At 45.8% G+C, this 25,478-nt stretch carries 31 protein-coding genes; 30 read left to right on the forward strand and 1 reads right to left on the reverse strand.

Annotated features, from left to right (window positions below; all coding sequences use genetic code 11):
• The first annotated feature begins 101 nt into the window (after window positions 1-101).
• The 17 genes from ACYVD3_RS07130 to ACYVD3_RS07210 all read left to right on the forward strand — a co-directional run bounded on the left by ACYVD3_RS07130 (window position 102) and on the right by ACYVD3_RS07210 (window position 13,495).
• Entirely contained in the window at window positions 102-1,046 is a 945-nt protein-coding gene (locus ACYVD3_RS07130) for a COG2958 family protein (protein WP_460641819.1), read from the forward strand.
• 197 nt (window positions 1,047-1,243) lie between these two features.
• Window positions 1,244-1,633 (forward strand): helix-turn-helix domain-containing protein, encoded by a 390-nt coding sequence (locus ACYVD3_RS07135; RefSeq protein WP_460641820.1) that lies wholly within the window; start codon window positions 1,244-1,246, stop codon window positions 1,631-1,633.
• Between the two features lie 6 nt (window positions 1,634-1,639).
• Window positions 1,640-2,368: an ImmA/IrrE family metallo-endopeptidase gene (locus ACYVD3_RS07140; RefSeq protein WP_460641821.1), complete on the forward strand. Its 729-nt coding sequence runs from the start codon at window positions 1,640-1,642 to the stop codon at window positions 2,366-2,368.
• A gap of 177 nt (window positions 2,369-2,545) precedes the next feature.
• Window positions 2,546-2,722, forward strand: coding sequence for a hypothetical protein (locus ACYVD3_RS07145; RefSeq protein WP_460641822.1), 177 nt, complete (start codon window positions 2,546-2,548; stop codon window positions 2,720-2,722).
• Between the two features lie 146 nt (window positions 2,723-2,868).
• Complete coding sequence (locus tag ACYVD3_RS07150; RefSeq protein WP_460641823.1) at window positions 2,869-3,279, forward strand: sigma-70 family RNA polymerase sigma factor; 411 nt, start codon at window positions 2,869-2,871, stop codon at window positions 3,277-3,279.
• Between the two features lie 67 nt (window positions 3,280-3,346).
• Window positions 3,347-3,493: a hypothetical protein gene (locus tag ACYVD3_RS07155; protein ID WP_460641824.1), complete on the forward strand. Its 147-nt coding sequence runs from the start codon at window positions 3,347-3,349 to the stop codon at window positions 3,491-3,493.
• Entirely contained in the window at window positions 3,490-3,834 is a 345-nt protein-coding gene (locus tag ACYVD3_RS07160) for a DUF7768 domain-containing protein (RefSeq protein ID WP_460641825.1), read from the forward strand. The genes ACYVD3_RS07155 and ACYVD3_RS07160 overlap by 4 nt, the downstream gene beginning before the upstream one ends.
• Window positions 3,809-4,201, forward strand: coding sequence for a DUF7768 domain-containing protein (locus tag ACYVD3_RS07165; protein WP_460641826.1), 393 nt, complete (start codon window positions 3,809-3,811; stop codon window positions 4,199-4,201). Before ACYVD3_RS07160 ends, ACYVD3_RS07165 begins: the two co-directional genes overlap by 26 nt.
• Window positions 4,194-4,523: a hypothetical protein gene (locus tag ACYVD3_RS07170; protein ID WP_460641827.1), complete on the forward strand. Its 330-nt coding sequence runs from the start codon at window positions 4,194-4,196 to the stop codon at window positions 4,521-4,523. Before ACYVD3_RS07165 ends, ACYVD3_RS07170 begins: the two co-directional genes overlap by 8 nt.
• A complete protein-coding gene (locus ACYVD3_RS07175) occupies window positions 4,523-5,650 on the forward strand; it encodes a DUF2800 domain-containing protein (RefSeq protein WP_460641828.1) in 1,128 nt (375 codons plus the stop codon). The genes ACYVD3_RS07170 and ACYVD3_RS07175 overlap by 1 nt, the downstream gene beginning before the upstream one ends.
• A 16-nt stretch (window positions 5,651-5,666) precedes the next feature.
• On the forward strand, window positions 5,667-6,215 hold the full coding sequence (locus ACYVD3_RS07180) for a DUF2815 family protein (protein ID WP_460641829.1): 549 nt from the start codon (window positions 5,667-5,669) through the stop codon (window positions 6,213-6,215).
• Between the two features lie 63 nt (window positions 6,216-6,278).
• Window positions 6,279-8,219: a DNA polymerase gene (locus ACYVD3_RS07185; protein WP_460641830.1), complete on the forward strand. Its 1,941-nt coding sequence runs from the start codon at window positions 6,279-6,281 to the stop codon at window positions 8,217-8,219.
• 14 nt (window positions 8,220-8,233) lie between these two features.
• Window positions 8,234-10,609, forward strand: a complete 2,376-nt coding sequence (locus tag ACYVD3_RS07190; protein WP_460641831.1) for a virulence-associated E family protein — start codon at window positions 8,234-8,236, stop codon at window positions 10,607-10,609.
• A gap of 264 nt (window positions 10,610-10,873) precedes the next feature.
• The gene (locus ACYVD3_RS07195) at window positions 10,874-11,155 is read left to right on the forward strand and encodes a VRR-NUC domain-containing protein (RefSeq protein WP_460641832.1); all 282 of its coding nucleotides are present in this window, start codon (window positions 10,874-10,876) and stop codon (window positions 11,153-11,155) included.
• Entirely contained in the window at window positions 11,136-12,503 is a 1,368-nt protein-coding gene (locus ACYVD3_RS07200) for an SNF2-related protein (protein WP_460641833.1), read from the forward strand. The genes ACYVD3_RS07195 and ACYVD3_RS07200 overlap by 20 nt, the downstream gene beginning before the upstream one ends.
• Entirely contained in the window at window positions 12,481-12,966 is a 486-nt protein-coding gene (locus ACYVD3_RS07205; RefSeq protein ID WP_460641834.1) for a hypothetical protein, read from the forward strand. The genes ACYVD3_RS07200 and ACYVD3_RS07205 overlap by 23 nt, the downstream gene beginning before the upstream one ends.
• Before the next feature lie 175 nt (window positions 12,967-13,141).
• Window positions 13,142-13,495, forward strand: coding sequence for an HNH endonuclease (locus ACYVD3_RS07210; protein WP_460641835.1), 354 nt, complete (start codon window positions 13,142-13,144; stop codon window positions 13,493-13,495).
• Window positions 13,496-13,574: 79 nt separating this feature from the next.
• Here ACYVD3_RS07210 and ACYVD3_RS07215 read toward each other — a convergent pair whose 3' ends face one another.
• Entirely contained in the window at window positions 13,575-13,832 is a 258-nt protein-coding gene (locus tag ACYVD3_RS07215) for a SymE family type I addiction module toxin (protein WP_460641836.1), read from the reverse strand.
• Window positions 13,833-14,221: 389 nt separating this feature from the next.
• Here ACYVD3_RS07215 and ACYVD3_RS07220 point away from each other — a divergent pair, with 389 nt between their 5' ends.
• From ACYVD3_RS07220 to ACYVD3_RS07280, 13 genes are all read left to right on the forward strand, one after another.
• The gene (locus ACYVD3_RS07220; RefSeq protein WP_460641837.1) at window positions 14,222-14,662 is read left to right on the forward strand and encodes an RNA polymerase subunit sigma-70; all 441 of its coding nucleotides are present in this window, start codon (window positions 14,222-14,224) and stop codon (window positions 14,660-14,662) included.
• The gene (locus ACYVD3_RS07225; RefSeq protein ID WP_460641838.1) at window positions 14,643-15,899 is read left to right on the forward strand and encodes a site-specific DNA-methyltransferase; all 1,257 of its coding nucleotides are present in this window, start codon (window positions 14,643-14,645) and stop codon (window positions 15,897-15,899) included. Before ACYVD3_RS07220 ends, ACYVD3_RS07225 begins: the two co-directional genes overlap by 20 nt.
• Window positions 15,900-16,002: 103 nt before the next feature.
• Complete coding sequence (locus ACYVD3_RS07230) at window positions 16,003-16,845, forward strand: hypothetical protein (RefSeq protein WP_460641839.1); 843 nt, start codon at window positions 16,003-16,005, stop codon at window positions 16,843-16,845.
• A 143-nt stretch (window positions 16,846-16,988) separates the two neighbouring features.
• Window positions 16,989-17,882 carry an amidoligase family protein gene (locus ACYVD3_RS07235; protein ID WP_460641840.1) on the forward strand — a complete coding sequence of 298 codons (894 nt, stop codon included), beginning with the start codon at window positions 16,989-16,991 and terminating at the stop codon, window positions 17,880-17,882.
• 88 nt (window positions 17,883-17,970) lie between these two features.
• Window positions 17,971-18,636 carry a DUF4314 domain-containing protein gene (locus ACYVD3_RS07240; protein WP_460641841.1) on the forward strand — a complete coding sequence of 222 codons (666 nt, stop codon included), beginning with the start codon at window positions 17,971-17,973 and terminating at the stop codon, window positions 18,634-18,636.
• Between the two features lie 115 nt (window positions 18,637-18,751).
• Entirely contained in the window at window positions 18,752-19,036 is a 285-nt protein-coding gene (locus tag ACYVD3_RS07245) for an Nmad4 family putative nucleotide modification protein (RefSeq protein WP_460641842.1), read from the forward strand.
• Window positions 19,037-19,112: 76 nt separating this feature from the next.
• Window positions 19,113-19,592, forward strand: a complete 480-nt coding sequence (locus tag ACYVD3_RS07250; RefSeq protein ID WP_460641843.1) for a phage terminase small subunit P27 family — start codon at window positions 19,113-19,115, stop codon at window positions 19,590-19,592.
• Window positions 19,592-21,142 carry a terminase large subunit gene (locus tag ACYVD3_RS07255; protein ID WP_460641844.1) on the forward strand — a complete coding sequence of 517 codons (1,551 nt, stop codon included), beginning with the start codon at window positions 19,592-19,594 and terminating at the stop codon, window positions 21,140-21,142. Before ACYVD3_RS07250 ends, ACYVD3_RS07255 begins: the two co-directional genes overlap by 1 nt.
• An 80-nt stretch (window positions 21,143-21,222) precedes the next feature.
• Window positions 21,223-21,723, forward strand: coding sequence for a hypothetical protein (locus tag ACYVD3_RS07260; protein ID WP_460641845.1), 501 nt, complete (start codon window positions 21,223-21,225; stop codon window positions 21,721-21,723).
• A 24-nt stretch (window positions 21,724-21,747) separates the two neighbouring features.
• Entirely contained in the window at window positions 21,748-22,119 is a 372-nt protein-coding gene (locus ACYVD3_RS07265) for a hypothetical protein (protein ID WP_460641846.1), read from the forward strand.
• Window positions 22,120-22,216: 97 nt separating this feature from the next.
• Entirely contained in the window at window positions 22,217-23,476 is a 1,260-nt protein-coding gene (locus ACYVD3_RS07270) for a phage portal protein (RefSeq protein ID WP_460641847.1), read from the forward strand.
• 57 nt (window positions 23,477-23,533) lie between these two features.
• Window positions 23,534-24,238, forward strand: coding sequence for a head maturation protease, ClpP-related (locus ACYVD3_RS07275; protein WP_460641848.1), 705 nt, complete (start codon window positions 23,534-23,536; stop codon window positions 24,236-24,238).
• 16 nt (window positions 24,239-24,254) lie between these two features.
• Window positions 24,255-25,457 carry a phage major capsid protein gene (locus ACYVD3_RS07280; RefSeq protein ID WP_460641849.1) on the forward strand — a complete coding sequence of 401 codons (1,203 nt, stop codon included), beginning with the start codon at window positions 24,255-24,257 and terminating at the stop codon, window positions 25,455-25,457.
• Window positions 25,458-25,478: the final 21 nt, after the last annotated feature.

The raw sequence follows: 25,478 nt of genomic DNA on the forward strand, positions 1-25,478 counted from the left end.
GATATGTAAATCTCTGATACATTCATTACTGGGAAATCTCCCAATATTTCCAAATTCATGTTACAATAAAAAATAACCGATACGAAAGGGGCACTTAAAGTATGGCATATAGCTTTTTAACTTTAGCAAAAGATGTACTGGAAAAAGAAAACATCCCATTATCTATTGAACAAATGTGGGATACCGCAAAGAATCTGGGACTTCTGGAGAAGCTATCATCTTCAGGAAAAACACCAATCCGCACCCTGTCCGCCAGAATATATGTTGATATAAAAAATAATCCAGACACTGTATTTGAACAGGTAAGCAAACGTCCGGCGAAATTCTTTTTAAAAGGAAAAACAGCAGGACTTAAAGAATATGAAGATAAACAGAAGCAGGAGAAGTTATCCCAGAAACATAAATTCGGAGAAAGAGCCTTACATATTCTGCTGTCCAGCTTCGTAAATGCTGATGAGCATTTCAAATGTTCCACAAAAACCATTTACCATGAGACATCCAAGCGTGAAAAGAGCGGCAAGAATAAATGGTTGCACCCGGATATTGTCGGCGTACATTTCCCCTTTGAATCTTATACCGAAAATACACTCAAACTATTTGATATCCTGAAAGTGAACCCATATAAGCTGTATTCTTTTGAGATGAAGATTGATATCAATCTATCCAACCTCCGGGAGTATTACTTCCAGGCCGTATCCAATTCAAGCTGGGCGCATGAAGGCTATCTCGTAGCATTACATATTGCAGACGATCCGGAACTGATAGACGAAATGCGCCGCTTGAACAACGCCTTCGGAATTGGAGTTATCCGGTTGGATGCCGAACATTTCATGCAAAGTGAGATTCTATTTTCAGCAAAAGAAAAAGAATCACTCGACTGGGATACCATTAACCGCCTGGTAGACAGTAACCCTGATTTCAAGAAATTCCTTGATAATTTAATGGAGGATATCAAAATAGGAAAAATAAAAAGCCGGTATGATGAGGTTTGCCTGGAAGAAGAGCAGATGTACCAGTATGCCCAGAAAAACGGCATATTGTCCTGACCACCAGTCTCAAAAGATCTTAATTATCAAGTAAATTATCATATCCCCACCGCTGATCATCTGTCATGCGGCTGGGGATATTTCTATCCAATCTCAAACAAAAATCCAAAAATAACATGTAAATCAGTTAGTTGACGAATAAGTGTTCTGTTTTCTGGTAATCCTCTCCATATAAAATATTTCAGAGGAGATGAACCATGAATACAGATCAGAGGCTTAGATTTGGAAATTACGTGGAAACATTGCGAAAAAGCAGAGGAAAATCCCTGCGTGAAACGGCCAAGGCCATAAAAGTATCACCACAGTATTACAGTGAAGTTGAAAAAGGAAGAAGCAGCACATTTACTGCGGAAAGGCTGAAGTTGCTGACTCGCTACCTGTTGCTAAATGAGGAGGAATCCCATACCCTTTATGATGTGGCCGCCCAGTCAAGGACATCCAATGATGTGGTAACCCCACAGGATTGTGCAGATTATATGCTCAGCAATTCATATGTGATAGACGCCCTGCGCTTGTCAATGGAAACAGGGGCGGGCGAAAAAGAATGGCGGGTATTACTGGATGAGTTAAAAGCAAGAAAGGGGTGATCGGGTATGTACCAGCCCAAGCTGAAAAAGAAAAGAAATGGTATCCCTATCATGAGCAACAGAGAGATTGACGTTTATGCGGAGGAATCCCTAAAAGATTATAATCCTTCGGTATTAAAAATTCCCCAGCCAATCGATATGGATGAGTTTGCAGAGTTTTATCTCAAGTTGACGCTGGATTATGTATACCTTTCCCATTGCGGTTTCATTTTAGGGCGGATGGTATTTCAAGAAGTAGAAAGAGTTCCGGTATATATGCCGAAAGAGAAATGTGCAGATTATCTGTATGTAAGCAGAGGAACCCTGCTTATTGATAATACGCTACTAAATGATTGGAAGGAATACAGGCTGCGATCTACGATAGGGCATGAATGTGGACACTGGCTGTTTCATTCCGATTATTATACAAATGTTGATAGGAGAAGCTACTATGCCTATACATCTGAGTCAGATCTAACAGGCTGCCAAAAGACTGATTTTGACGGCGATGAAGAACAGGCAGGGAGGAGAAGGCTGATCACGGGTCATGACTGGCTTGAACATCATGCAAAATATTTCAGTGCGGCAATACTAATGCCGAAAACACCATTTATCACAGCAGTATCAGATTTGATAGAAGACAGTTTGCAAGACACGACCTCTTTATCGGAATCACTTTCAGAGATATTTCAGGTATCCCCTAGTTCTGCAAATATCCGTTTAGCTCAGTTAGGGTTGAATGAATATGTGGCCTGAATTGAAAGAAAACAGGAAGAAAAAACAATACAGCTATTTTCACAGATACCAGGCACTCTGTGAACAACAGAGTGCTAATTTTGAAAATATAGTGTCAATCACTTAGATGACACGACTAAAATACACTTTATTTTTTACCTACAGTGTCAACCAGTCAATTGATAGGAAAGGAATTATATGCAAATGAAAGAAAAAATAAATTGTCCAGTTTGTAGAAAACGGGCATTTGATATCTATGCATCCCCAAAAGGAGAGATCTGGATTGAGCTGAAATGCCCTCATTGCAGAAATATTATCCAAATCTGCCATAGGGGTGTCGACCCTTCTGAAAAATATAAAGAGATTTCAATGTAATAACAAAAACTACTGAGCAACGGATCCGCATAAGCGAGATACCAAATAGCCGGAGTAAAGCGAGTAATCAGCTTTCTCCGGCTATTTTTTTGTCCATTTTTAGGTTGCTGTCACCGCTTTACTCACCGGTAAAGAAAGGAACAGCAATGAAAATTAAGTATGAATTTGTAACAGGTGAGAAGCTGGAAATCGAAGTGGAGGACAGCATTGGGGAAGTTGTGGTTGAAATGGAGATAATGCAGTCCCGGAGGAACCGGACTGAAACAAGAAGGCATAATTCCCTGGAGTCGATGCAGGAGCAGCGGCCAGGGCGTAATCCGCGGCAGTTTATCGATAAGAAAGCTGATATTGAACAGCATATTGTGGATTCGGATGAACGGGAGCGGCTGCACCTGGCAATTGGAAGATTAGAAGAAAGGGACGCTCTGATTGTCTATAAATACTATTTTGAGAATATGACGATGACTGAAATCAGCAATGAACTGGGGATTTCGGTTATGGCAATCTCAAAAAGACTGAAAAAAATTCCTGATAAAATAAAAAAATTCATGATTTAGTTTAAAAACCATTTTTCCCGTGGCTATAAAGTAGAAACAAAAATTTGAAAAGGAAAGGAGTTTCTAAATGATGGAGAAAATCCGGATTGTTTTAAAAGCCAAAGAGAATCCCTCAAAAGCCATGTTAAAGCGGGAGGAGAAGGAAGGGACAGTGGCAGTAATTCGTAAAGAAAACACTGCCGATTCCACAGAGCAGGAGGTGCGGGCAGTATGAAGAAAGTATTTATCTGCAGTCCCTTCCAGAGAGATATAAAAGGAAATACAGAGAAAGCCCGCAGATATTGCCGCAGGGTATATGAAGCCAGTTGCATTCCGGTTGCTCCCCATCTCCTGTTTCCGCAGTTTCTGGATGAAATGAACGAAACGGAGCGGGCAGCAGGAATCGCTATGGGACTGGCATTGTTGCTGGATTGTGATGAGATATGGGTATATGGCGAGGCAACAGCAGGTATGGAACAGGAAATCCGGTTTGCGGTAGAGCATGGCAGACATGTCTGCTTTAAAAATGAACAGGAAGGAGATGGAGTAAATGAAGCAGGTAATGATTATAACTAAACTAACCGGAAATGAAGAAAGTGACCGGGCCAGGGCTTCTGAATACTGCCGTTTTGCAGCCCACAGGGGAGTGCTTCCGATTAGCCCATATCTTAACTTCCACAACCTGTTTGCAGAAAATCAGGGCGGCACTGTAGAGCATTGGCTGATGACCAGGCTGGCAGAGCAGTCGGATGAAATATGGGTGTTTGGCAATGACGGTGAAGAACAAAAGCAGCAGCGGTTAAGGGAAGCCTGCCAGGAGTACGACAGTAAAGCGAAGTATTTTGAAGCGAGGGAAATTGGCGAAGAGCTTTTATTATGCACCATGTTCCCGGAGAAATTGGTTAGAAAGCTGGAAGAATTGGAGGCGTGTTCTGATGAGTGATGGATTGTCAAAAATTGCTGATGGATTTTCCCTGGTAGCAGAAGGCATTCGGGTATTGACTGAAATGGATATTGAAGTTGATGCAGAATTGACAAAAGTTAAACCAGAGCAGACGAATAAGACAGAAAAGGCAGACGGAAAAACAAAGGAAGATAAAACGGAATTGAAAATTGAAGATATCCGGGCTGTACTTGCAGAAAAATCCCAGAATGGCAAAACCAAAGAAATCCGGGACCTGTTGCAGCAATTTGGAGTAGCGAAACTGTCAGCAGTGGCAGAGGAAGATTATCTGGAGCTGATGAAGAAAGCAAAGGTGCTGTGATGGGAAAGCACGCCTTATTGTCGGCATCTTCCTCCCTGCGGTGGCTCAACTGTACCCCTTCGGCAAGGCTGGAAACACAGTTTACTGATACCGGAAGTATCTATGCAGCAGAGGGCACCGCGGCCCATACCCTGGCAGAACATAAGCTGAAGCGGGCATTAAAGCGGCGTTCCCGGCGTCCGGTATCAGATTATGACTGTGATGAGATGGAGGAATGCACCGATGATTATGTGCCGTTTGTTATGGAACTGGTGGAGGATGCCAGAAGAAAATGCACTGATCCGGTAGTGCTGATTGAGCAGCATCTGGATTATTCCCGTTATGTGGAAGGCGGTTTTGGTACTGGTGATTGCATCATAGTGTCGGATGGGGTTTTGTCGGTGATAGATTTTAAATACGGAAAAGGCGTGGCAGTTGAGGCGGAGAGAAACCCGCAGATGATGCTATACGCCTTGGGAGCTCTGGAGCTGTTTGACGCTCTTTATGAAATAGAAAAGATACGGATGACAATATTCCAGCCCAGGTTGGAATCGGTCAGTACCTGGGAACTTCCGCTGCCTGAACTAATGGATTGGGTTCAGTCGGAATTGGTTCCCAGGGCTGTATTGGCAGCAAAGGGTGATGGCGAGTTTATCCCAGGCAGATGGTGCCGGTTTTGTAAAGCCAGGAACCAGTGCCGGGCCAGAGCGGAGGAATTTCTGAAGCTGGCTCAGATGGAATTTAGACCACCTGCATTGTTGACAGAAGAAGAGATAGCCAAGGTTCTTTCCACGGCAGATGAACTGGCAAAATGGTCGGCCGATATCTATGCTTATGCTGCCAACCAGGCAATTACCCATGGGAAGCAATGGACCGGATTTAAGCTGGTGGAAGGCCGGAGCAACCGGAAATATTCCAGTGAAGAAGAGGTGGCAAAGGCTGCCGGGGCAGCAGGATACAAAGATATTTACAAGCAGAGCCTCATTGGTATTACCGAAATGGAAAAGCTGATGGGAAAGAAAAAGTTCAGTGAAATATTAGGAAATCTGGTCTACAAGCCAATAGGAAAGATTACACTGGTGCCCGAATCTGACAGGCGGCTGCCAGTGGAGAATGCAACTGCTGAAACAGATTTCAGTAAAGAATGAAGGAGAGATTATGACGATGAATAATGAGAGTATAAATTTAACAAAAGTAATTGTATCATGCAGATTCTCTTATCTGCACTGCTGGGAGCCGAATGCGGTTAACGGTAGTGATCCGAAATATTCAGTATCAGCTATTGTACCGAAATCAGACACAGAAACCATTGAGAAGATTAAGAAAGCAGTGGAACAGGCAAAGCAGGAGGCGGTATCAAAATGGGGCGGTAAAGTGCCTGCCAACTTAAAACTGCCATTACGGGACGGTGATATTGACCGGCCAGAGGATGAGGCTTATGCGGACAGCTACTTCTTTAACGCTAACAGCAGGCAGGCACCGCAGGTGGTAGATAAGAATGTCCAGCCAATCCTGGACCAGACCGAGGTGTATTCCGGCTGTTATGGAAGAATCAGCGTAAATTTCTACGGTTATAACTCCAATGGCAACCGGGGCATTGCTGCCGGACTTGGGAATATCCAGAAGCTCCGTGAAGGAGAACCACTGGGCGGAAAAAGTGAAGCAAAGGATGATTTTGAGCCAATTGGAGACGGAGATGATTTTCTGGGTTAAACACAGAGCGGCGGCGGGAAACTGCTGCCGGGATGTTTCAGCGGGGAAAGAAGGGATAAACCTATGGGCCGGATATTAGCATTCGATATAGAAACGTTCTCTGATGTGGATTTATTAAAGTGCGGGGTTTACGCATATGCAGACAGCCCCGCTTTTGAGGTGCTGCTGTTTGCCTGGGCTTTTGATGATGAGGAAATACAGATAGCAGACTTGGTACAGGGGGGCGCAATTCCGGCTGAGGTGGTGGAAGCCATATTCGATACAGATATCATTAAGACAGCATTTAATGCCAATTTTGAACGGATTTGTCTGAGTAGACATTTGGGAACCTATCTGCCGCCTGTGTCCTGGCATTGCAGCGCCGTTCAGGCCGCATTGCTTGCCCTGCCCAGGTCTTTAGAGGATGTGGGTGCGGTTCTCGGACTGGATAAACAGAAAATTAAAGAAGGAAAAGAGCTGATCCGCTATTTTTGCCTGCCCTGTAAACCTTCTAAAAGCAATCAGGAGAGGCAACGGAACCTCCCCTGTCATGCTCCGGAGAAGTGGAAATTGTTTAAGAACTATTGTATCCGGGATGTTGAGGTAGAGAAGGCAGTGCGGATGAAATTGCAGCGTTTTCCCATTCCAGAAAAAGAACAGGTGCTGTACTGGCTGGATCAGGAAATTAATGACCGGGGAATCGAGGTTGACCGGGAACTGGTAGATCAGGCGATTGCCTGTGATTGGCTTCATAATGATATTGTGACACAAAGAGCCTATGAACTGACCGGACTGGAAAATCCTAATTCAGTTGCACAGATAAAATCGTGGCTGGGGAAGAACGGTGTGGAGGTAACCAGTCTGTCTAAAAAGGCAGTAGCTGATTTGATTGTGGAAACGGAAGGGGATGTGAAGGAGGCATTACGGCTCCGGCTTTTACTGGCTAAAACATCAGTAAAGAAATATGAAGCAATACAACGGTCGCTCTGCCGGGATGGCAGGGTTCACGGACTTTTGCAGTTTTATGGGGCAAACCGCACCGGACGGTGGGCCGGGAGACTGGTACAGGTACAAAACCTGCCCCAGAATCATATGAAAGACCTGGAACTGGCAAGATGCCTGGTGAAAAAAGGGCGGTATGAAGATATGGAACTGTTTTATGATTCTATTCCCAATGTATTATCTGAACTGATTAGAACGGCCTTTGTACCGAAAGCCGGGTGCCGCTTTATTGTGGCTGATTTCTCTGCGATTGAAGCCCGTGTACTGGCCTGGCTTGCCGGGGAAGAATGGCGTCTGGAGGTATTCCGTACCCACGGGAAAATCTATGAAGCCTCTGCTTCCACTATGTTTCATGTCCCTGTTGATGAAGTGACAAAAGGTTCAGCCCTGCGCCAGAAAGGGAAAATATCAGAGCTTGCCCTGGGATACGGTGGTGCGGCCGGAGCGCTTATTTCTATGGGAGCATTGGAAATGGGCATTCAGGAAGAGGAATTGCCGGAACTTGTTTCTACCTGGCGGTTGGCAAATTCCCATATTACACAGTTTTGGTGGGATGTGGATGCGGCGGCTGTCCAGACGGTACAAGAAAAGAAGCCGAAACGGATCGGCCGGATACTGTTTGAGTACCAGAGCGGAATTTTGTTCGTAACGTTGCCGTCCGGCAGAAAACTCTCCTATGTAAAACCCAGACTGGGATTAAATAAATTTGGCAGGATAGGACTTGTTTATGAAGGGATTGGCGAGAGCGGGAAATGGAGCTGCCTGGAGACCTACGGGCCGAAGCTGGTAGAAAATATTGTCCAGGGAACAGCCAGGGATTTGCTGGCAGAAGCAATGCTCCGCTTAAGGCAGGCCGGATTTGATATCGTGATGCATGTCCATGATGAAGCGGTGCTGGAGGTTCCGTTTGGAACTGCCTCTGCCCCAGAAGTATGTACCATTATGGCAGAGCCGCCGGAGTGGGTGGAGGGACTGCCGCTGCAGGCAGACGGTTACGAATGTGAATTTTACAAAAAAGATTAGGAAGGAGGGAAGGTATGAGGCTGTTTATAGCAACAGGTAATTCAAGAAAAGAAAAGCACTGGAATAATACAGAAATAGATTTAGAAGAATTAAGCGAGAGGCTTTCCAATACCGTCCGGACTTCAGAAACAGTGGAGCAGTACCGGAAACTATCCAAAGCCAAACAGGATGAGATTAAGGATGTAGGCGGGTTTGTGCTGGGGAAATTGAAGGGTGGCAGAAGGAAAAAGGATTGTGTGGAGTTCCGGTCCGGGCTGACGCTGGATATGGATTATGCAATAGACAGTATAGCTGAACAGATAGAAATGTTCTTTGACTTCAATTGCCTGATTTATTCCACCCATAAGCATACCCCGGAGCAGCCGAGACTGCGGCTGGTGATTCCGTTATCCAGAAATGTGACTGCCGATGAGTATCAGGCACTTGGCAGGAAGGTGGCTGAAGATATTGGCATGGAATTATTTGATGATACCACATATGAACCTTCCAGACTGATGTACTGGCCCAGTACATCAGCAAATGGAGAGTTCTTTTTCAGGGATATAACAGGAGAACTATTGGATCCTGACCAGGTGCTAAAAAGGTATCAGAACTGGCGGGATTCGGCACTGTGGCCGGTCAGCAGCAGGCAGCAGGCGGTGGTCCGGCGGGAGATAAAAAAACAGGCGGATCCGCTCACGAAAGAAGGCGCTATTGGTGCATTTTGCCGGGCTTATGATATTGAGCAGGCGGTTGCTGATTTTTTGCCAGAGGTATACCAGCCAAGCCAGATGCCAGGCCGCTATGATTATATTCCAGCCGATTCTCAGGCTGGGGTGGTGGTTTATGAAGAGAAGTTCGCTTATTCCCATCATGCGACAGATCCGGCCTGTGGGATGCTCATGAATGCATTTGATATGGTACGCATCCATAAATTCGGTGACCTGGACCATCATGTAGGTGAAACTACCGAAACGGCGAAATTGCCTTCTTTTAGAGCGATGAGTGAGTTTGTTGTGTCGCAGGACCGGGTAAAGGCGGAACTGGCCAGGGAGCGGGGCGAAGCAGCTAAAAATGAGTTTGCGGTGCCGGAGGACTGGCAGACAGCGCTGGAGCTGGACCGTCAGGGGAGAGTGAAGGACACGCTGGATAACCTGGTATTGACTATCAGAAATGATGAAAATCTGCACTCCATTGCCTTTAACCTCCACCGGGATGGGATTGATGCAGGCCGGGGACTGCCCTGGAAACAGATTAAGCCAGGATGGAATGATTCGGACTTTGCGTCATTGAAGGTATATCTGGATAAGGGATATGGTGTTTATGCTCCGGCAAAAACCAAGGATGCCCTGATAGCTGTTGCTTCTGAACGGGCATACCATCCGGTGAAGGAGTATCTGGAAAACTTACCGCCATGGGATGAAAGCAGGCGGATTGATACACTGCTTACCGTTTATCTGGGGGCGGAAGATTCTGCTTATACCAGAGCAGTTATCCGGAAAACCCTGACGGCGGCGGTAGCCCGGATTTACCAGCCGGGGGCAAAGTTTGACAGTGTGCTTATTTTAAACGGTCCGCAGGGAATTGGGAAATCCACTTTTTTTGCCCGGCTGGCCGGGGCCTGGTTCTCTGACAGCCTGACGCTTACAGATATGCGGGATAAATCCGGACCAGAGAAGCTGCAGGGGTATTGGATTCTGGAGCTTGGCGAATTGGCCGGAATGAAAAAGACCGATGTGGAGACAGTGAAATCCTTTTTATCCCGTGTGGATGATAAATATCGTGCCAGCTACGGTTTAAATGTGGAAAGCCATCCGAGGCAGTGCGTCATTGTTGGAAGTACCAATACAGAAAGCGGCTTCCTGCGGGATATCACAGGGAACCGCCGCTTTTGGCCAGTCAGAGTTAAAGCGGGCAGTGACAGAAAGCCATGGCAGATTACAAATGAAGAAGTCCTGCAGATATGGGCAGAAGCAAAGGCGGCTTATCAAGATGGGGAGAATCTGTTTCTGGAAGGTGAAATTGCAGTCATGGCAGTATCTGCACAGGCAGAGGCGATGGAGACCGATGACCGGGAGGGGCTGGTACGAAATTATCTGGACACCCTGCTGCCGGAAGGCTGGAATGAAATGAGCCTTTATGACCGCCGTAATTTCTTAAATGGCGGTGAATTTGGTAGTTTCGGACGGACCGGGACGGTAAAGCGGAGACTGGTCTGCAATATGGAAATCTGGTGTGAGTGCTTTGGGCGGGAATCCCCGGCATTGAAAAAGATAGACTCCTATGAGATCAGTGGTATTATGCGAAAGATTGAAGGATGGGGAAAATATACGGCAACAAAAAATGGCATGTACAATTTCCCTGTCTATGGGAAACAGCGGGCATATGCCAAGGAACAAGAAATAGAATAAGCGGATGATACCGCAGGCATAGGATGACTGGCAGCCGGTGTTAGCCGGAACAAAGAGAATCTGTACTGGCTTGTTTCCAGTATGGTTCTGACTTTGAGAGTCTGACAGGTTAAGGGACAGAGGAATTTCAGGAACAAGAGAACAGGATTTCCAATTAAATCATTGAAAAATAATAATAAGAAGCAGGTTGTATCTAACATACACGCATATAGGAGATATGTAAGTTGTGGTTCTGGCTGTTCCCGGCGGAAAGGAGTAGTTATTATGCAGGAGAGTGTGATAGAAAAGAAGTTGCGGACAGAAGCAAAAAAACGTAATGGGATAGCGGCAAAGTTCATTTCACCCGGATTGGCCGGGGTGCCGGACCGTTTATTGCTTCTGCCGGGCGGGAAGTGTGCGTTTGTTGAACTGAAGGCTCCGGGAAAAAGGCTTCGGCCATTGCAGGCAAAACGGAAAAAGCAGTTGGAAGGTTTGGGCTTTCAGGTTTACTGTATAGATGATATTGGACGGATTGGAGGTGTGCTGGATGCGGTATTGTCCACATAAATACCAGGAAAATGCCAAGGCGTTTATTATAAATAACCCGGTTTCGGCATTATTCCTGGACTGTGGTCTTGGAAAAACGGTGATTACGCTGACGGCAGTATGGGAATTGCTGCTGGATTACTTTCAAATCCGCCGGGTATTGGTGATAGCACCACTGCGGGTAGCCAGGGATACCTGGACCGGGGAGTGTAGCAAGTGGGACCATCTTGATGGAATTGTTATCAGCCGGATTCTGGGAAATGAAAGGGAACGGCGGGCGGCACTTCGTAAACCAGCCAATGTATATGTGATAAACCGGGAAAATATAGAGTGGCTGGTAGAAAAATGCCAGTGGGATTTCGATATGGTGGTGATTGATGAGCTGTCTTCATTTAAATCCCACCGGGCCAAACGTTTCAAGGCGTTGCGGAGAGTACGACCCAAAGCAGGACGGGTAATTGGACTGACCGGAACCCCGGCACCAAATGGTCTGATTGATTTATGGGCTGAGATCGGGATTTTGGACATGGGAGAGAGATTAGGGAGGTTTATCGGGGCTTACCGGGAACAGTTTTTCCGGCCGGATAAGCGGAGCCGGGAGATGGTGTACTCTTATAAGCCGAGGGAGGGAGCAGAACAGAAGATTTATGAATTGATATCTGATATTACAATCAGTATGCAGGCGGCTGACTTTTTGAAGATGCCGGAGTGTGTCAATAACCGGGTTTTAGTACCATTGGATGAAAAAGAGCAGGAGTTATACCGGAGACTGGAAGTGGATCTGCTGCTGCCGTTTGCTGATGGGGATGTGGATGCGGGAAATGCCGCAGGGCTATCCAATAAGCTGCTGCAGATGGCAAACGGTGCAGTTTACGATGAGAACCGGAAAGTAAAGTATATCCATGACCGGAAACTGGATGCGCTAGAAGATTTACTGGAAGCGGCCAATGGCAAACCAGTGTTGGTGGCATATTGGTATAAGCATGATAAACTGCGGATACAGAAACGGTTTCCGGCGGTGGAACTGGATATGGAGGAGAGCTTCCGGGACTGGAATGCGGGTAAAATCCCATTGGCATTGATTCATCCAGCATCGGCGGGACACGGTTTGAACTTGCAGGACGGCGGTTCCATGCTGGTGTGGTTTGGACTGACCTGGTCGTTGGAGCTGTACCAGCAGACAAATGCCCGGCTGTGGCGGCAGGGACAGAAGGAAGTGGTGGTTATCCATCATCTGATTGCCGAAAACACACTGGATGAAAAGGTAATGAGATCATTGGAATCGAAGGATTGCAGCCAGACGGCGCTGGTAAAAGCAGTCAAAGCAAGAATTGGAGGTGTCCGGTATGGAGAAGGAAAACCTGTTTAAAGAATATAGCCAGTGGAAAAAGAACCGTATGATGCTGGCACATGAGCTGGTGCGGTTTGAGGGGATTTCAGATGATGAGGTCATAGAGTCCATGTGTTTTGCTAAACCGGAGGGAGAACGGATCCAGAAAAGCGGAATCACTGATACAACCGGAAAAACAGCCATCTATTACCGGAAAGTGGCGGAGACACTAAATGATGACTGGTATGATTTCTTATTCCGCCAGTACCAGGAAGTAAGGGAAGAGATTGATTTCTTTGAAGGGGCGGTCAGCCAGTTGAGCGGCAGGCTTCCACAGGTAGTCTATGATATGGTGGTATTGGAGATGCCGTGGAAAGAGCTGGCGGGCAAATATCAGGTAACCGAAGCGATGCTGACCAAATACCGGAAGAAAGCATTAACCGAGCTTGAGGGCATATACCAGCTTCGGGATAAGCACATGGAACAGTTTCTTCTGAGCTGACCAATTGTCCGGGGTTAAGCAGCGGTTAAGAAAGATTACGGTTGTGGTTTCTTGATTTGCCTAAATGTCTGTGTTATTCTTAGGCTGTAAAGAACTGTAACGGGCTTTGTGGAGAAAATCCATGAAGCTTTTTCTTTTGGAAATAACGAAGCGGAAAACCGGAAGGAGTGATTGGATGCCGAAGAAACCGGGGAAGCCCTGCCGCCATCCGGGGTGCCCGGAATTGACGGAAGGGAAATATTGTCTTGTACATGCAAAGCTGCATATTCAAGACAGGGAATCATCTTCCGACCGGGGATATGACAGCAGATGGCGGAAAGCCAGAAGACATTACCTGAAACTGCATCCGTTATGTGTGAAGTGTAAAGCACAGGGAAGACTGACCAAAGCTGTGGTGGTAGATCATATCATCCCACACCGGGGTGACAGGCAGTTATTCTGGGATGAGTCTAACTGGCAGTCTTTGTGTAAAAGCTGTCATGACCATAAGACAATGACGGCGGACCGCTTTCAGGAATATAAATACTGATGGAATTGGGTTTTGAATGATTTACCGGATGTATGGATGAGCAGTGTGTGTGGAGTTGTTGTTGTGGTCACAGCGGCTGTTATCTATTTATACTTCGGGCACCATTTTGGTAGTTTTTGATCGGTTCACATACCATGGCAGCTTGTGGAACCGGAGAGATGCGGATAATGTTTTCCTCGTAAGATACTTCAATGGCATCACCGATATGAAAACCCAGTGTTTCCAGCCATTTACCTTCCATGGAAATTTTAGGCGTGGTGGTATAGGTGCTTCCGCTAATGTAAGCACTTGAGCGGGATTTGGATGAGTATAGGACTTTCATTTTCTTTTTCTGCATATGTAATTGCCTCCTTTTTGTTTGGTAGTGCCATGTTAGATCAGAGTGCTGAAATTATCCAGTCAATCCGAAGGCATAATTTTAACAAAGATTTCTTTGGGTAATTGTGCAGGTTGTGGTGAGCCTGTAATTATGTGTGGTGGGAGGGGGAGGCCGCATCTCCAGAACCTGCTCCCCTGGAAACCGCCGCCCCCTCTTTCGTGAATTTTCGCAGAAATAAACAGGGGGGATAGGAAAACGGAGCTGTTATTTTACATAAACACAGTGATTTCCATAGGATACAGGCAGAAGCTTTTGCCAAAAAGTATGGGAATTGCTGTGTTTTGAGGCTGGAAAACGATCTGAAAATGATGGTTTTCCGGCCTTTTCTTTTTAAGGAGTAAAAAGGTATGACAGATGGGCAGGCGGTTCAGATAAAAGAGCTGCGGATGAATGGAGCTGGTTACCGGGCAATTGCATCCATGCTCGGTCTTTCCCGTGATACGGTCAGAAATTATTGTAAGGCGAATGGAATGGATGGATTTGCCCAGGCGACGGTGCAAAACTTGAGGGAAAGGCTGGCGGAAGGGAAAGTCTGTCTCTGCTGTGGCAAGGAAATCTGTCAATCGGGAAGTGGCAGGCCCAGACGTTTTTGCTCTGACAAATGCCGCAGACAGTGGTGGAAAACACACCCTGAGGCCGGGAAACGGATGGCGGTCTATACGAAGACCTGTATCCGGTGCGGAAAAGTGTTTGAAGCCTATGGAGATAGCCGCAGAAAGTATTGCAATCATGATTGTTATATTAAAGACAGATTTTGGAGGAATGAAGATGGATTTCAGGAAAATTAGAATAGCCGATTTGGTTCCGGCTTCTTATAACCCCAGAAAGAAACTGAAACCGGGAGATAAGGAGTATGAGAAAATCAAGAATTCCATTACTGAGTTTGGGTATGTGGAGCCTGTTATCGTCAATTCGGATTTGACGATTATCGGCGGTCATCAGCGTGTGACCGTTTTAACCGATTTGGGATATGAAAAAATTGATTGTATCGTAGTTGATGTAGATAAGGCGAAGGAAAAGGCACTTAATATCGCCCTGAATAAAATCACAGGTGAATGGAATAAGGAACTGTTGGCTGATTTGATTCAGGAATTGCAGGAAGCCGATTTTGATGTAGCCTTTACTGGGTTTGAGCCACCGGAAATTGAGCAGCTTTTTAATTCCGTCCATGATAAGAAAATTACTGAGGATGATTTTGATATCGAAGGCGAATTAGAGAAGCCAGCAGTTGCAAAGCAGGAAGATGTGTGGCTGTTGGGCAGGCATCGCCTTGTGGTGGGAGATTCCACCTTGCCGGAAACTTATGACATTCTGATGGCGGGTCAAAGGGCAAATCTGGTGGTGACGGATCCGCCCTATAATGTCAATTATGAAGGGACGGCCGGAAAAATCCAGAATGACCATATGGAGGACGAGCAATTCTATCAGTTCTTGTTTGCAACATTTGTAAATATGGAACACCATATGGAGCCGGATGCATCTATCTATGTGTTTCATGCAGATACGGAAGGGTTGAATTTCCGCCGGGCCTTTAAGGCAGCAGGATTTTATCTTTCCGGTACCTGTATCTGGAAGAAACAGAGCCTTGTATTAGGAAGAAGTCCATACCAGTGGCAGCATGAACCGATACTGTTCGGCTGGAAGAAGGGCGGAAAGCATAATTGGTATTCCGACCGGAAGCAGACGACAATCTGGGAGTTTGACCGTCCGAGAAAATCGGAGAATCATCCAACCAGCAAGCCTGTGGGACTGATTGCATATCCGGTGCAGAATTCCTGTATGAGCAATTGTATTGTGCTTGATCCATTCGGCGGTTCCGGTTCTACACTTATGGCGTGTGAGCAGACAAACCGAATTTGCTATATGGCAGAATTAGATGAGAAATATGCGGATGTGATTGTGAACCGTTATGTGGAGCAAAATGGTTCGGATAAGGATGTTTCAGTTATCAGGAATGGTACAAAAATAGAATATTGTGATTTGAAAAAGGAAGGTGATGCTAGTGAAGCAGTTGACCTTCCTTGATTTATGGAGAAGAAAAAGGATTAGCTGAAAATGCAAGCATTTCCTTGACTTCACAGCCCTTTAGAGTGATTAATGTAGTACCAAAAAATGAGGAGGTACCACATTGAAAATTAGAACGAATGCAGAAAACAGAAAAGACATCGTCAAAGCGGTCATCGAGATAACCGGATACCCATCCAAATATTTGGGTGTACCCTCCTGTAGATATCAGGTGGGAAACTGCTTTATTGAAAAGAATGGAGAGGTTGTGACAGCAGATGAAAAGACCGGAGCAATTGTAGAAGCCGGTCTTCTGGCCAGAGGTTTGGTGAATGAACCGGAAACCGACAGTAACCGAATGTTGGTTCAGTTTCCCCTGGCGGATATGACAGCGCTGAATTTGAAGAACTTGATATTCCTCATTCACAGCAGACAGTATTTGATTAACAAATCAGCAGGGGAAACATTTCTTTCTGTCAGTAATACTTTGATTGAAGAACTCCAGGGGAATGAATTTGAAAATCTGGAAGGCGTGATCCTCGCCTTGCGGGCCTATGAGGATGAAAACAGAGGATTCCGTGTGGACGAGGGGAAGCTTGAATTCCGGTTCCCATGTACGGATAGCCCGGTACGAGAGAACGCTTACCGGAATCTGGCAACGGCGGTTGTCAGGCAGGCCACGGAGCAGAAACGGATTGATCCGGAAGATCGGGTTGAAGAAAATGAAAAGTATTATATGAGAATCTGGCTGCTCCGTATCGGCTTTGGCGGAAAAGAAATGAAAGATAGCCGAAACGTCCTGATGGAGAATCTCAAAGGACACTCGGCATTCCGCACGCAAGAGGATATTGAGCGGGCAAAAATCCGAAACAGACAGCGGAAGCAGGAGCAGCAGACAGTGGCCGAAACATCCGTAGCGTCAGAGAGTACAATGACAGCAGCTATTCCTGATAAAACAAACGGCTGATGAGGAGGAATTCCCGGAATTATTGTGCAGATTATGAATGCGAAATGACTGGATAAAATGTGCTTTTAGAGTGATTAATAGATCATGCATATTGAGCTTGCTCAATATGATACCACAAAAAGCACATCAGGAGGTCAAGACGTATGAAAACACAGAGATTCGGGATTGAAATAGAGCTTACGGGAATTACCAGGGAAGAAGCGGCACAGGTAATTGCAGATTATTATGGAACAGAAAGCTACTTCATTGGAACTTGTTATCAGACTTATGGGGCAAAGGACTGGAAAGACCGGGAGTGGAAAGCTACTTACGATTCCAGCATAAAAGCCCAGAAAAAGAGCAGGGGCGGCATCCAGGCAGCAGATGACTGTTATAAAGCAGAGATTGTCAGCCCCATTCTCACCTATGAGGATATTCCCGATTTGCAGGAAATCATCCGGAAGCTCCGGCACAAAAAGGCGCTGGTCAATGAAAAATGCGGAATACACATTCATGTGGATGCCGGGAGGTTTACACCCCAGACCCTGCGGAATATTGTAAATATTATGGCGAGTAAGGAAAACATTCTATACAAAGCGCTACAGATCAACCCCAATAGGCTGGGATACTGCAAAAAGGTGAATGAAGAGCTGATCCGGACGATTAACCGGAAACGGCCGGGAACCTTGGAGGAGCTGAAGGACTTATGGTATGCGGAAGACCCTTTGAGTGACCGGAACAGACATTATAACAGCACCCGCTATCATGGTTTGAATTTACATGCTACGTTCACCAAGGGGACGGTGGAATTCCGCATCTTCAACAGCACGCTCCATGCCGGGGAGGTGAAGGCATACATCCAGTTTTGCCTGGCAGTTACCCATCAGGCATTGGTGCAAAAGAAAGCATCTTCCAGACGGACGGAAACGGAAAATGAAAAATATGCATTCCGTTGCTGGATGCTCCGGCTGGGGCTTATCGGAGCGGAGTTTAAAACCTGCCGCCTGCATTTCCTGAAACATCTGGAGGGGAATTCGGCATGGCGTCATGGGGCATAAAAGTACATACCTTTCCACACCGGGCGGATTAACCGCCCTTGAGGTGGTAGGAGGGAAACATCACTACGTTTAAGAAAGGGTGAAACATATGAGAAAATTGTATATCGCTTATGGCAGTAATATGGATGAGGGGCAGATGAAACACCGCTGTCCAGCCGCCAAGTTAATCGGGACATCAGCAGTGAAGGACTATCAGCTTTTGTTTAAGGGCTGTAAGACAGGTGCGTATGCAACGATAGAGCCTAAAGCCGGGAGCCGGGTTTTGGTACTGGTCTGGGAAATTGGAGAACAGGATGAGCAGAGCCTTGACCGATATGAAGGCTATCCGGCCTTTTATTATAAGCGGGAGTTGGAGGTTTTGATTGAAGACAGGAACGAATGGGCGATGGTTTATATCATGCGTGAGGAGAATCAGATAGGGCTGCCCAGCCAGAGGTATTATACGGTTGTCGGGACTGCATACCGGAAATTTGGATTTGACCATACTGTATTGGAACGGGCGTTGTTTGTTAGTTCGGGGAAAAGGGTGACGGAGGAGGAGCGTAAGATACTGGTGCAAAGGCTTCAGCAGGAGTATCCGTCTGGCTGTCGGGTTGAACTGGTTCGGATGCTGGATCTGCAGGCTCCGCCGCCGGGAACGGTGGGAACAGTCACGGGTGTGGATGATACTGGGAGCCTTTTGGTAAAGTGGGACTCTGGCGGAAGTCTGAACCTGGTGTATGGTGTTGATTTGTGCCGGAAGAAAGATAGCTGAATAGTGCACAGTTTGCCGGAGGAATGATTGTGTAGTTTATGAGCCCTATTTAACTGGATAATAAGTGCATTCAGAGGTAACATGTCACTACCAAAACAAAAGGAGGATTTTTCAGATGAAAAACACACAGGAAATCACTACAATGGAACAGGTACAGGGAGCGTTGACAGTCGGAGCAGTTTTGCAATACGGCCCGCTGGTATTTGCCACAGATATTTTAGAGACAGGAGGATTTCAGGCGAAAATCTTTGAGCTTGATGAATTCCCCGAAGAAACAGGGACGAATGTGGAGCAATGCCGGATTTCCTTCCAGGAGAAGTCGCAGCACAGCTTTTCGGACGGAGGAAGGGCCATACAATGGTGTCTGGACCGGGCGAAAGAATATTACCTTAATACTTAGCAAAGATGGAAAAGGGCTTCTTCGGAAGTCTTTTTCTTTGCCATAAAACCAGGTATGCCGGAAGGAGGTGGGGCCAGTGGCACAAAGCGGCAGAAAACCGAAACCGACAGCGGTAAAGCTGTTGGAGGGGAATCCGGGAAAACGGAGCCTAAATACACAGGAACCTCAGCCCAGGAAGAAGGCTCCCCGTTGTCCGGTCTGGCTGGAGGAAGAAGCGAAGAAAGAATGGAAACGGATGGCGAAGCAGATGGAACATCTGGGGATTTTGACAGAGGTTGATATGGCTGCTTTTGCCGGATACTGCCAGGCATATGCCCGCTGGAAGGAAGCGGAGGAATTCATTACCCAGCATGGCAGTATTGTCAAAACACCTTCTGGTTATTGGCAGCAGGTACCACAGGTATCCATTGCCCAGACTTATTTAAAGATTATGAATAAATTTTGTGAGCAGTTTGGACTGACCCCTGTTGCCCGGAGCCGGATTGTGGCTGATACCAGGGAGGATAAAGAAAATGATGCAATGGAGCTGCTTCTGTTCAGAGGCGGGAATAAGTGATGTTTGATACTGGTAAGGCGAAACATGCTGTCAATTTTATTAATTGCCTGAAACACACAAAAGGAAGGTGGCGGGGTGTTCCTTTTGACCTTCTCCCGTGGCAGGACACAATTATCCGGGACATTTTTGGAACGGTAAAGGAAAATGGATACCGTCAGTATAATACGGCTTATGTTGAGATTCCGAAAAAGAATGGTAAATCTGAACTGGCAGCCGGAATTGCTTTATATATGACCTGTGGCGATGGCGAGTGGGGAGCGGAAGTATATGGTTGTGCTTCAGATCGGCAGCAGGCATCAATTGTATTTGATGTAGCAGTGGATATGGTTGACCAATGTCCGGCTCTGAAAAAAAGAATTAAACCTGTTATGTCCGTAAAGCGGCTGGTCTATAAACCAACAAACAGTTTTTATCAGGTTCTTTCAGCCGAAGCATATACCAAGCATGGTTTAAATGTGCATGCAGTTATTTTCGATGAGCTTCATGCACAGCCCAATCGGGATTTATTCGATGTTATGACAAAAGGTTCCGGTGATGCAAGAACACAGCCTTTATTCTTTCTGATTACAACTGCCGGAACCGACAGGCATTCAGTGTGTTTTGAACAGCATCAGAAAGCTGAGGATATTATCCTTGGGAGAAAGGTTGACCCGACTTTCTATCCGGTTATCTATGGGGTACCTGAAGATGCGGACTGGTCTTCGGAGCAGATTTGGCATCAGGCGAATCCATCTCTTGGACATACGATTGATGTTGAAAAGGTGAGGAATGCCTGGTTAAGTGCAAAAGATAATCCGGCAGAAGAGAACCTGTTCCGGCAGCTCCGGCTAAACCAGTGGGTGAAGCAGTCCACCCGGTGGATGCCGATGGATAAATGGGATCTGTGTAACGGTCCGGTAGATATGGAAGCGCTGAAAGGAAGGGAATGTTATGGTGGTTTGGATTTATCAAGTTCTATTGATATTACAGCATTTGTCCTGGTTTTTCCGCCCAGGAATAAGGAGGAGAATTATGTCGTTCTGCCATTCTTCTGGATACCGGAAGAAAATATGAGGATTCGGGTGCGGCGTGACCATGTGCCCTATGATGTGTGGGTGCAGCAAGAGTTTCTGGAGACAACGGAAGGAAATGTGATTCATTATGGGTTTATTGAAAAGTACATTGATGACCTTGGGAAGCAGTTTCATATTAAGGAGATTGCATTTGACCGTTGGGGAGCGGTGCAGATGGTACAAAATCTGGAAGGGCTGGGATTTACGGTGGCTCCATTCGGTCAGGGATTCAAGGATATGTCACCACCGTCCAAGCGTTTGATGGAACTGGTGTTGGAAAAGCGGGTTTCCCACGGCGGGCATCCGGTGCTTCGGTGGATGATGGATAATATATTTATCCGGCAGGATCCTGCGGGGAATATTAAGCCGGATAAGGAAAAGTCTTCGGAGAAGATTGACGGGGCGGTGGCGGCAGTGATGGCATTGGATCGGGCGATTAGGAATGAGAAAGATAGCGGTGCGAGTGTGTATGATGACAGAGGGATTTTGGTGTTTTAATATATTGGAATGTTTGGTATACTTGGATAACAGAAATGTATTTTTAATGAATAAGTGATAGTGAAAGTAGTGGTATTCATATGTCTATAATAACGATAAGAGAAGATGGTTCATCATATGGAATGATTCGGTATTTTGAGTCGGATAGGTGCTTTAATGATCAGGCCATACGAAAGTTTAATAAAGAAAAGATTTTGGCAGATGAATTAGTTACTTTTGACTGCGGACTAATGGAAATGAAAGAAATTGTAAAAGATGAAATGCTGGAGCCTGACAAAGAGACACAAATACTTGCAGTGATTATTCGGCCTGCAATCGAGTTGAATTTTAACTTAGAGAACGAAGGTTACTTTGAATTCTGTGGGTATGATTTAGTGGAACTTCCATGTTGTATCAGTGCAATAACTAATTGTGGGGCCAGTTTTGAAAAAGCGATTATGTATGAAAGACTGAATAAATATGGCTTGATTTCATCTTACAAGGAAGCAGTATTAACACAGTTAAACTTAAATGAGAAATATCCAGATGAAAGCCATGCTTATTGCGAGCTTATAGAGATTTGGCGTCATATAGCAGAGTAAATATTGATGTATTAGGGGGAATGTATGGAATATAGATCCTTACCTGAATTTGATATTGCAGAAATTAATAAGATAATTGAATCCGGTACGATTGATGAGTTAATCATACTTCCTCTTTCAGTAGGAGAATATTATACGGATTGGAAAGTGGCTCAAGATATTTGCGTGCAACTTGCAAATCATAATGATGATAGAGTTAGGGCTAATGCTGCGTTAGGGCTTGCATATATAGCCAGAACAAAGGGGAGACTTGAGAAACATATAGTCAAGCCCATACTATTTAAATTACTGCGGGAATGTATGGAACAAAAATGGCGTATAATTGATTCTATTGAGGATATCAATCTATACTTGAAGTGGCATATAGCTGAAAAGAATAATAGTAAATTAGAATAGTTAAGCTAAAATTAGTTTTTGGTTTATTGCTATAAATGACATATAATTAACAGCATCTCTCCGGAGGTGCTTTTACTATTTTTTAAGGAGTAAGCAGATGGGAATCAGGGGGTTGTTAGGATTAAGAAGTGCAAGGGATAAACCAATGAACAGCTACGGCAGTTCGGCCTATTCCTTTTTGTTTGGGCGGACAACAAGCGGAAAGCCAGTCAATGAGCGTACTGCCCTGCAGACAACAGCAGTTTATTCGTGTGTGCGGATACTGGCAGAGGCTGTGGCATCTTTGCCATTGCATATTTATCATTATACAGATAGTGGAAAAGAACGGGTTGTCAACCATCCTCTATACCATGTTCTTCATGATGAACCGAATACAGAGATGACTTCTTTTGTATTCAGGGAAACGCTAATGAGCCATCTGTTGATTTGGGGCAACGCTTTTGCACAGATTATCCGGGACGGAGCTGGCAGAGTGATAGCACTGTATCCTTTGCTGCCAAACAAGATGGAGGTAGACCGGACAGAAAAAGGGCAATTGATATATTATTACTCCCGCAATTCAGAGGAAAACCCTAATTTTAAAGAAATGGGCAGAATCACATTGAAACAGGAGGATGTGCTGCATGTTCCGGGGCTTGGGTTTGATGGGCTGGTGGGATATTCCCCTATAGCATTGGCTAAAAATGCAGTTGGTATGACCTTAGCCTGTGAAGAATATGGAGCCAGTTTTTTTGCTAATGGGGCGAATCCTGGTGGTGTCTTAGAACATCCGGGAATATTAAAAGATCCTAAGAAGGTGCGGGATTCATGGAATGAAGTATACCGGGGAACCAACAATGCCCATAAGGTGGCGGTGCTGGAAGAGGGGATGAAGTATCAACAGATTGGCATTCCCCCAGAAGAGGCACAGTTTTTGGAGACGAGAAAATTCCAGCTCAATGAAATTGCCCGGATGTACCGGATCCCGCCGCATATGATTGGAGATTTGGATAAATCCAGCTTTTCAAATATCGAGCAGCAGTCTCTGGAGTTTGTCAAATATACGTTGGATCCCTGGGTAATCCGGTGGGAGCAGTCTTTACAAAAAGCGTTGTTACTGCCACAGGAGAAAAAGGATTACTTTATCAAACTAAATGTGGATGGCCTGCTACGTGGGGATTATCAGAGCCGGATGACAGGCTATGCCACCGCCAGGCAGAATGGCTGGATGTCGGCAAACGATATCAGGGAGCTTGAGGATCTGAATCCAATTTCCGAAGAGGAAGGTGGAAATCTTTATCTTATTAATGGCAATATGACAAAATTAAAAGATGCTGGTTTATTTGCCAGAGAGCGTACCGGGCAGGAACCGCCCTGACAGTAAGAATAGCTGGCAGGAAGGTTCCTTTTTGATTGCAGAAAGTGAGGAATATAGGTGAAACGTAAGTTTTGGAACTGGACCGGAAATGAAAATGAAGAAGCCAGAACATTATATCTGAACGGTGAAATTTCAGATGAGACCTGGTATGGGGATGAGGTGACGCCGGAATTATTCCGTAATGAATTAGAATCCGGAAGCGGAGATATTACAGTTTGGATTAACTCTCCTGGGGGAGATGTGTTTGCGGCGGCACAGATATACAATATGCTGATGGATTATAAAGGAAGTGTCACAGTAAAGGTGGATGCACTTGCAGCCTCAGCGGCTTCGGTCGTTGCCATGGCAGGAACAACAGTGCAGATGTCCCCGGTGGCAATGATGATGATTCACAATCCGATGACCATCGCCATTGGCGATTCAGAAGAAATGAAAAGAGCAGGAACTATGTTAGATGAGGTAAAGGAAAGTATTATGAATGCCTATGAGATTAAAACTGGGTTGAACCGCAGCAAACTTTCCCACCTGATGAATGCTGAAAGCTGGTTCAATGCCAGAAAGGCAGTAGAGCTTGGCTTTGCAGATGAAATAATGTCTGACAAACACATGGCAAGGGAGGAGAGAGACGGTTTGGCAACGGGAATGATATTTTCCAGAGCCGCCGTTACCAATTCCCTGTTAAACAAGCTGGTGCCGGAACCAAATGAAAAAAGGACACCAGTGGAGCAGCTAGAGAAACGGTTAGAACTAATAGCACACTAAGCAGGAGGGCGATTTGATGAGTAGAGTATTGGAATTAAGGGAAAAACGTGCGAAAGCATGGGAGGCAGCCAAGGCGTTTCTGGACAGTAAAAGAGGAAATGACGGCCTTTTGTCAGGTGAGGATACGGCAACTTATGAAAAGATGGAAAAGGATGTTGTGGATTTAGGTAAGGAAATTGAACGTTTGGAACGGGCAGCGGCAATTGATGCAGAGCTTTCCAGTCCCACCTCAAAGCCGATTGCTAATAAGCCGAACAACCATCCGCAAGGGGAAGAGAAAACTGGAAGAGCAACGGATGAATACCGCAGGGTATTCTGGAATGCCATGCGTCAGAAGAATTTCTACGATGTGGGAAATGCCCTGCAGGTGGGAACGGATTCAGAAGGTGGCTACCTGGTGCCGGATGAGTTTGAACAGACTTTGGTTGAGGCTTTGGAGGAAGAGAACTTCTTCCGTAATATCGCCACGGTGATCCAGACGTCCAGCGGTGACCGGAAGATTCCGGTGGTTGCAAGCAAAGGCGAAGCGGCTTGGATTGATGAAGAGGGTGTATTTACGGAATCTGATGATACTTTCGGGCAGGTATCCATAGGCGCTTATAAAGTCGGCACTATGATTAAAGTGTCGGATGAATTATTGAATGACAGTGCATTTAATCTGGAGGCTTATATCTCCAAGGAGTTTAGCAGAAGAATCGGCTCCAAGGAAGAGGAAGCCTTTTTTGTTGGAAACGGAACAGGCAAACCGACTGGTATTTTCAATGCCCCAAGTGGGGCTGCCGATGGGACGACAACTTCTACGGCGGCTATTTCCTTTGATGATGTGATGGATTTATTCTATTCAGTGAAATCTCCATACCGCAAAAAGGCCGTATGGGTGCTGAATGATACTACTGTGAAGGCATTGCGGAAGTTGAAAGATAATAACGGCAATTATATCTGGCAGCCATCGGTACAGGCCGGACAGCCGGATATGATTCTGAACCGTCCGTACCACACTTCTTCTTATGTGCCGGAAATCGCAGCAGGCAAGAAGGTTATGGCATTTGGTGATTTCTCTTATTACTGGATTGCGGACAGACAGGGCAGGAGCTTTAAGCGTCTGAATGAACTGTATGCAGCAAATGGTCAGGTGGGATTTCTGGCAAGCCAGCGGGTGGACGGTAAGCTGATTCTTGCGGAAGCGGTGAAGACGATGACGATGAAATCCGGTACCTAAACCGGGTTCGGGCCTGAAAGA

The organism is Lacrimispora brassicae, assembly GCF_054772055.1.

Excerpts from the sequence above, each read along its gene's own strand:
- ACYVD3_RS07260 (WP_460641845.1), top strand. The coding sequence starts at position 21,223 with ATGTCTATAATAACGATAAGAGAAGATGGTTCATCATATGGAATGATT.
- ACYVD3_RS07175 (WP_460641828.1), top strand. The coding sequence starts at position 4,523 with ATGGGAAAGCACGCCTTATTGTCGGCATCTTCCTCCCTGCGGTGGCTC.
- ACYVD3_RS07165 (WP_460641826.1), top strand. The coding sequence starts at position 3,809 with ATGAAGCAGGTAATGATTATAACTAAACTAACCGGAAATGAAGAAAGT.
- ACYVD3_RS07155 (WP_460641824.1), top strand. The coding sequence starts at position 3,347 with ATGATGGAGAAAATCCGGATTGTTTTAAAAGCCAAAGAGAATCCCTCA.
- ACYVD3_RS07135 (WP_460641820.1), top strand. The coding sequence starts at position 1,244 with ATGAATACAGATCAGAGGCTTAGATTTGGAAATTACGTGGAAACATTG.
- ACYVD3_RS07200 (WP_460641833.1), top strand. The coding sequence starts at position 11,136 with ATGCGGTATTGTCCACATAAATACCAGGAAAATGCCAAGGCGTTTATT.
- ACYVD3_RS07255 (WP_460641844.1), top strand. The coding sequence starts at position 19,592 with ATGTTTGATACTGGTAAGGCGAAACATGCTGTCAATTTTATTAATTGC.
- ACYVD3_RS07140 (WP_460641821.1), top strand. The coding sequence starts at position 1,640 with ATGTACCAGCCCAAGCTGAAAAAGAAAAGAAATGGTATCCCTATCATG.
- ACYVD3_RS07130 (WP_460641819.1), top strand. The coding sequence starts at position 102 with ATGGCATATAGCTTTTTAACTTTAGCAAAAGATGTACTGGAAAAAGAA.
- ACYVD3_RS07150 (WP_460641823.1), top strand. The coding sequence starts at position 2,869 with ATGAAAATTAAGTATGAATTTGTAACAGGTGAGAAGCTGGAAATCGAA.
- ACYVD3_RS07205 (WP_460641834.1), top strand. The coding sequence starts at position 12,481 with ATGGAGAAGGAAAACCTGTTTAAAGAATATAGCCAGTGGAAAAAGAAC.
- ACYVD3_RS07245 (WP_460641842.1), top strand. The coding sequence starts at position 18,752 with ATGAAAAACACACAGGAAATCACTACAATGGAACAGGTACAGGGAGCG.
- ACYVD3_RS07170 (WP_460641827.1), top strand. The coding sequence starts at position 4,194 with ATGAGTGATGGATTGTCAAAAATTGCTGATGGATTTTCCCTGGTAGCA.
- ACYVD3_RS07180 (WP_460641829.1), top strand. The coding sequence starts at position 5,667 with ATGAATAATGAGAGTATAAATTTAACAAAAGTAATTGTATCATGCAGA.
- ACYVD3_RS07240 (WP_460641841.1), top strand. The coding sequence starts at position 17,971 with ATGAGAAAATTGTATATCGCTTATGGCAGTAATATGGATGAGGGGCAG.
- ACYVD3_RS07220 (WP_460641837.1), top strand. The coding sequence starts at position 14,222 with ATGACAGATGGGCAGGCGGTTCAGATAAAAGAGCTGCGGATGAATGGA.
- ACYVD3_RS07225 (WP_460641838.1), top strand. The coding sequence starts at position 14,643 with ATGGATTTCAGGAAAATTAGAATAGCCGATTTGGTTCCGGCTTCTTAT.
- ACYVD3_RS07160 (WP_460641825.1), top strand. The coding sequence starts at position 3,490 with ATGAAGAAAGTATTTATCTGCAGTCCCTTCCAGAGAGATATAAAAGGA.
- ACYVD3_RS07215 (WP_460641836.1), bottom strand. The coding sequence starts at position 13,832 with ATGCAGAAAAAGAAAATGAAAGTCCTATACTCATCCAAATCCCGCTCA.
- ACYVD3_RS07235 (WP_460641840.1), top strand. The coding sequence starts at position 16,989 with ATGAAAACACAGAGATTCGGGATTGAAATAGAGCTTACGGGAATTACC.
- ACYVD3_RS07195 (WP_460641832.1), top strand. The coding sequence starts at position 10,874 with ATGCAGGAGAGTGTGATAGAAAAGAAGTTGCGGACAGAAGCAAAAAAA.
- ACYVD3_RS07265 (WP_460641846.1), top strand. The coding sequence starts at position 21,748 with ATGGAATATAGATCCTTACCTGAATTTGATATTGCAGAAATTAATAAG.
- ACYVD3_RS07210 (WP_460641835.1), top strand. The coding sequence starts at position 13,142 with ATGCCGAAGAAACCGGGGAAGCCCTGCCGCCATCCGGGGTGCCCGGAA.
- ACYVD3_RS07280 (WP_460641849.1), top strand. The coding sequence starts at position 24,255 with ATGAGTAGAGTATTGGAATTAAGGGAAAAACGTGCGAAAGCATGGGAG.
- ACYVD3_RS07270 (WP_460641847.1), top strand. The coding sequence starts at position 22,217 with ATGGGAATCAGGGGGTTGTTAGGATTAAGAAGTGCAAGGGATAAACCA.
- ACYVD3_RS07185 (WP_460641830.1), top strand. The coding sequence starts at position 6,279 with ATGGGCCGGATATTAGCATTCGATATAGAAACGTTCTCTGATGTGGAT.
- ACYVD3_RS07190 (WP_460641831.1), top strand. The coding sequence starts at position 8,234 with ATGAGGCTGTTTATAGCAACAGGTAATTCAAGAAAAGAAAAGCACTGG.
- ACYVD3_RS07145 (WP_460641822.1), top strand. The coding sequence starts at position 2,546 with ATGCAAATGAAAGAAAAAATAAATTGTCCAGTTTGTAGAAAACGGGCA.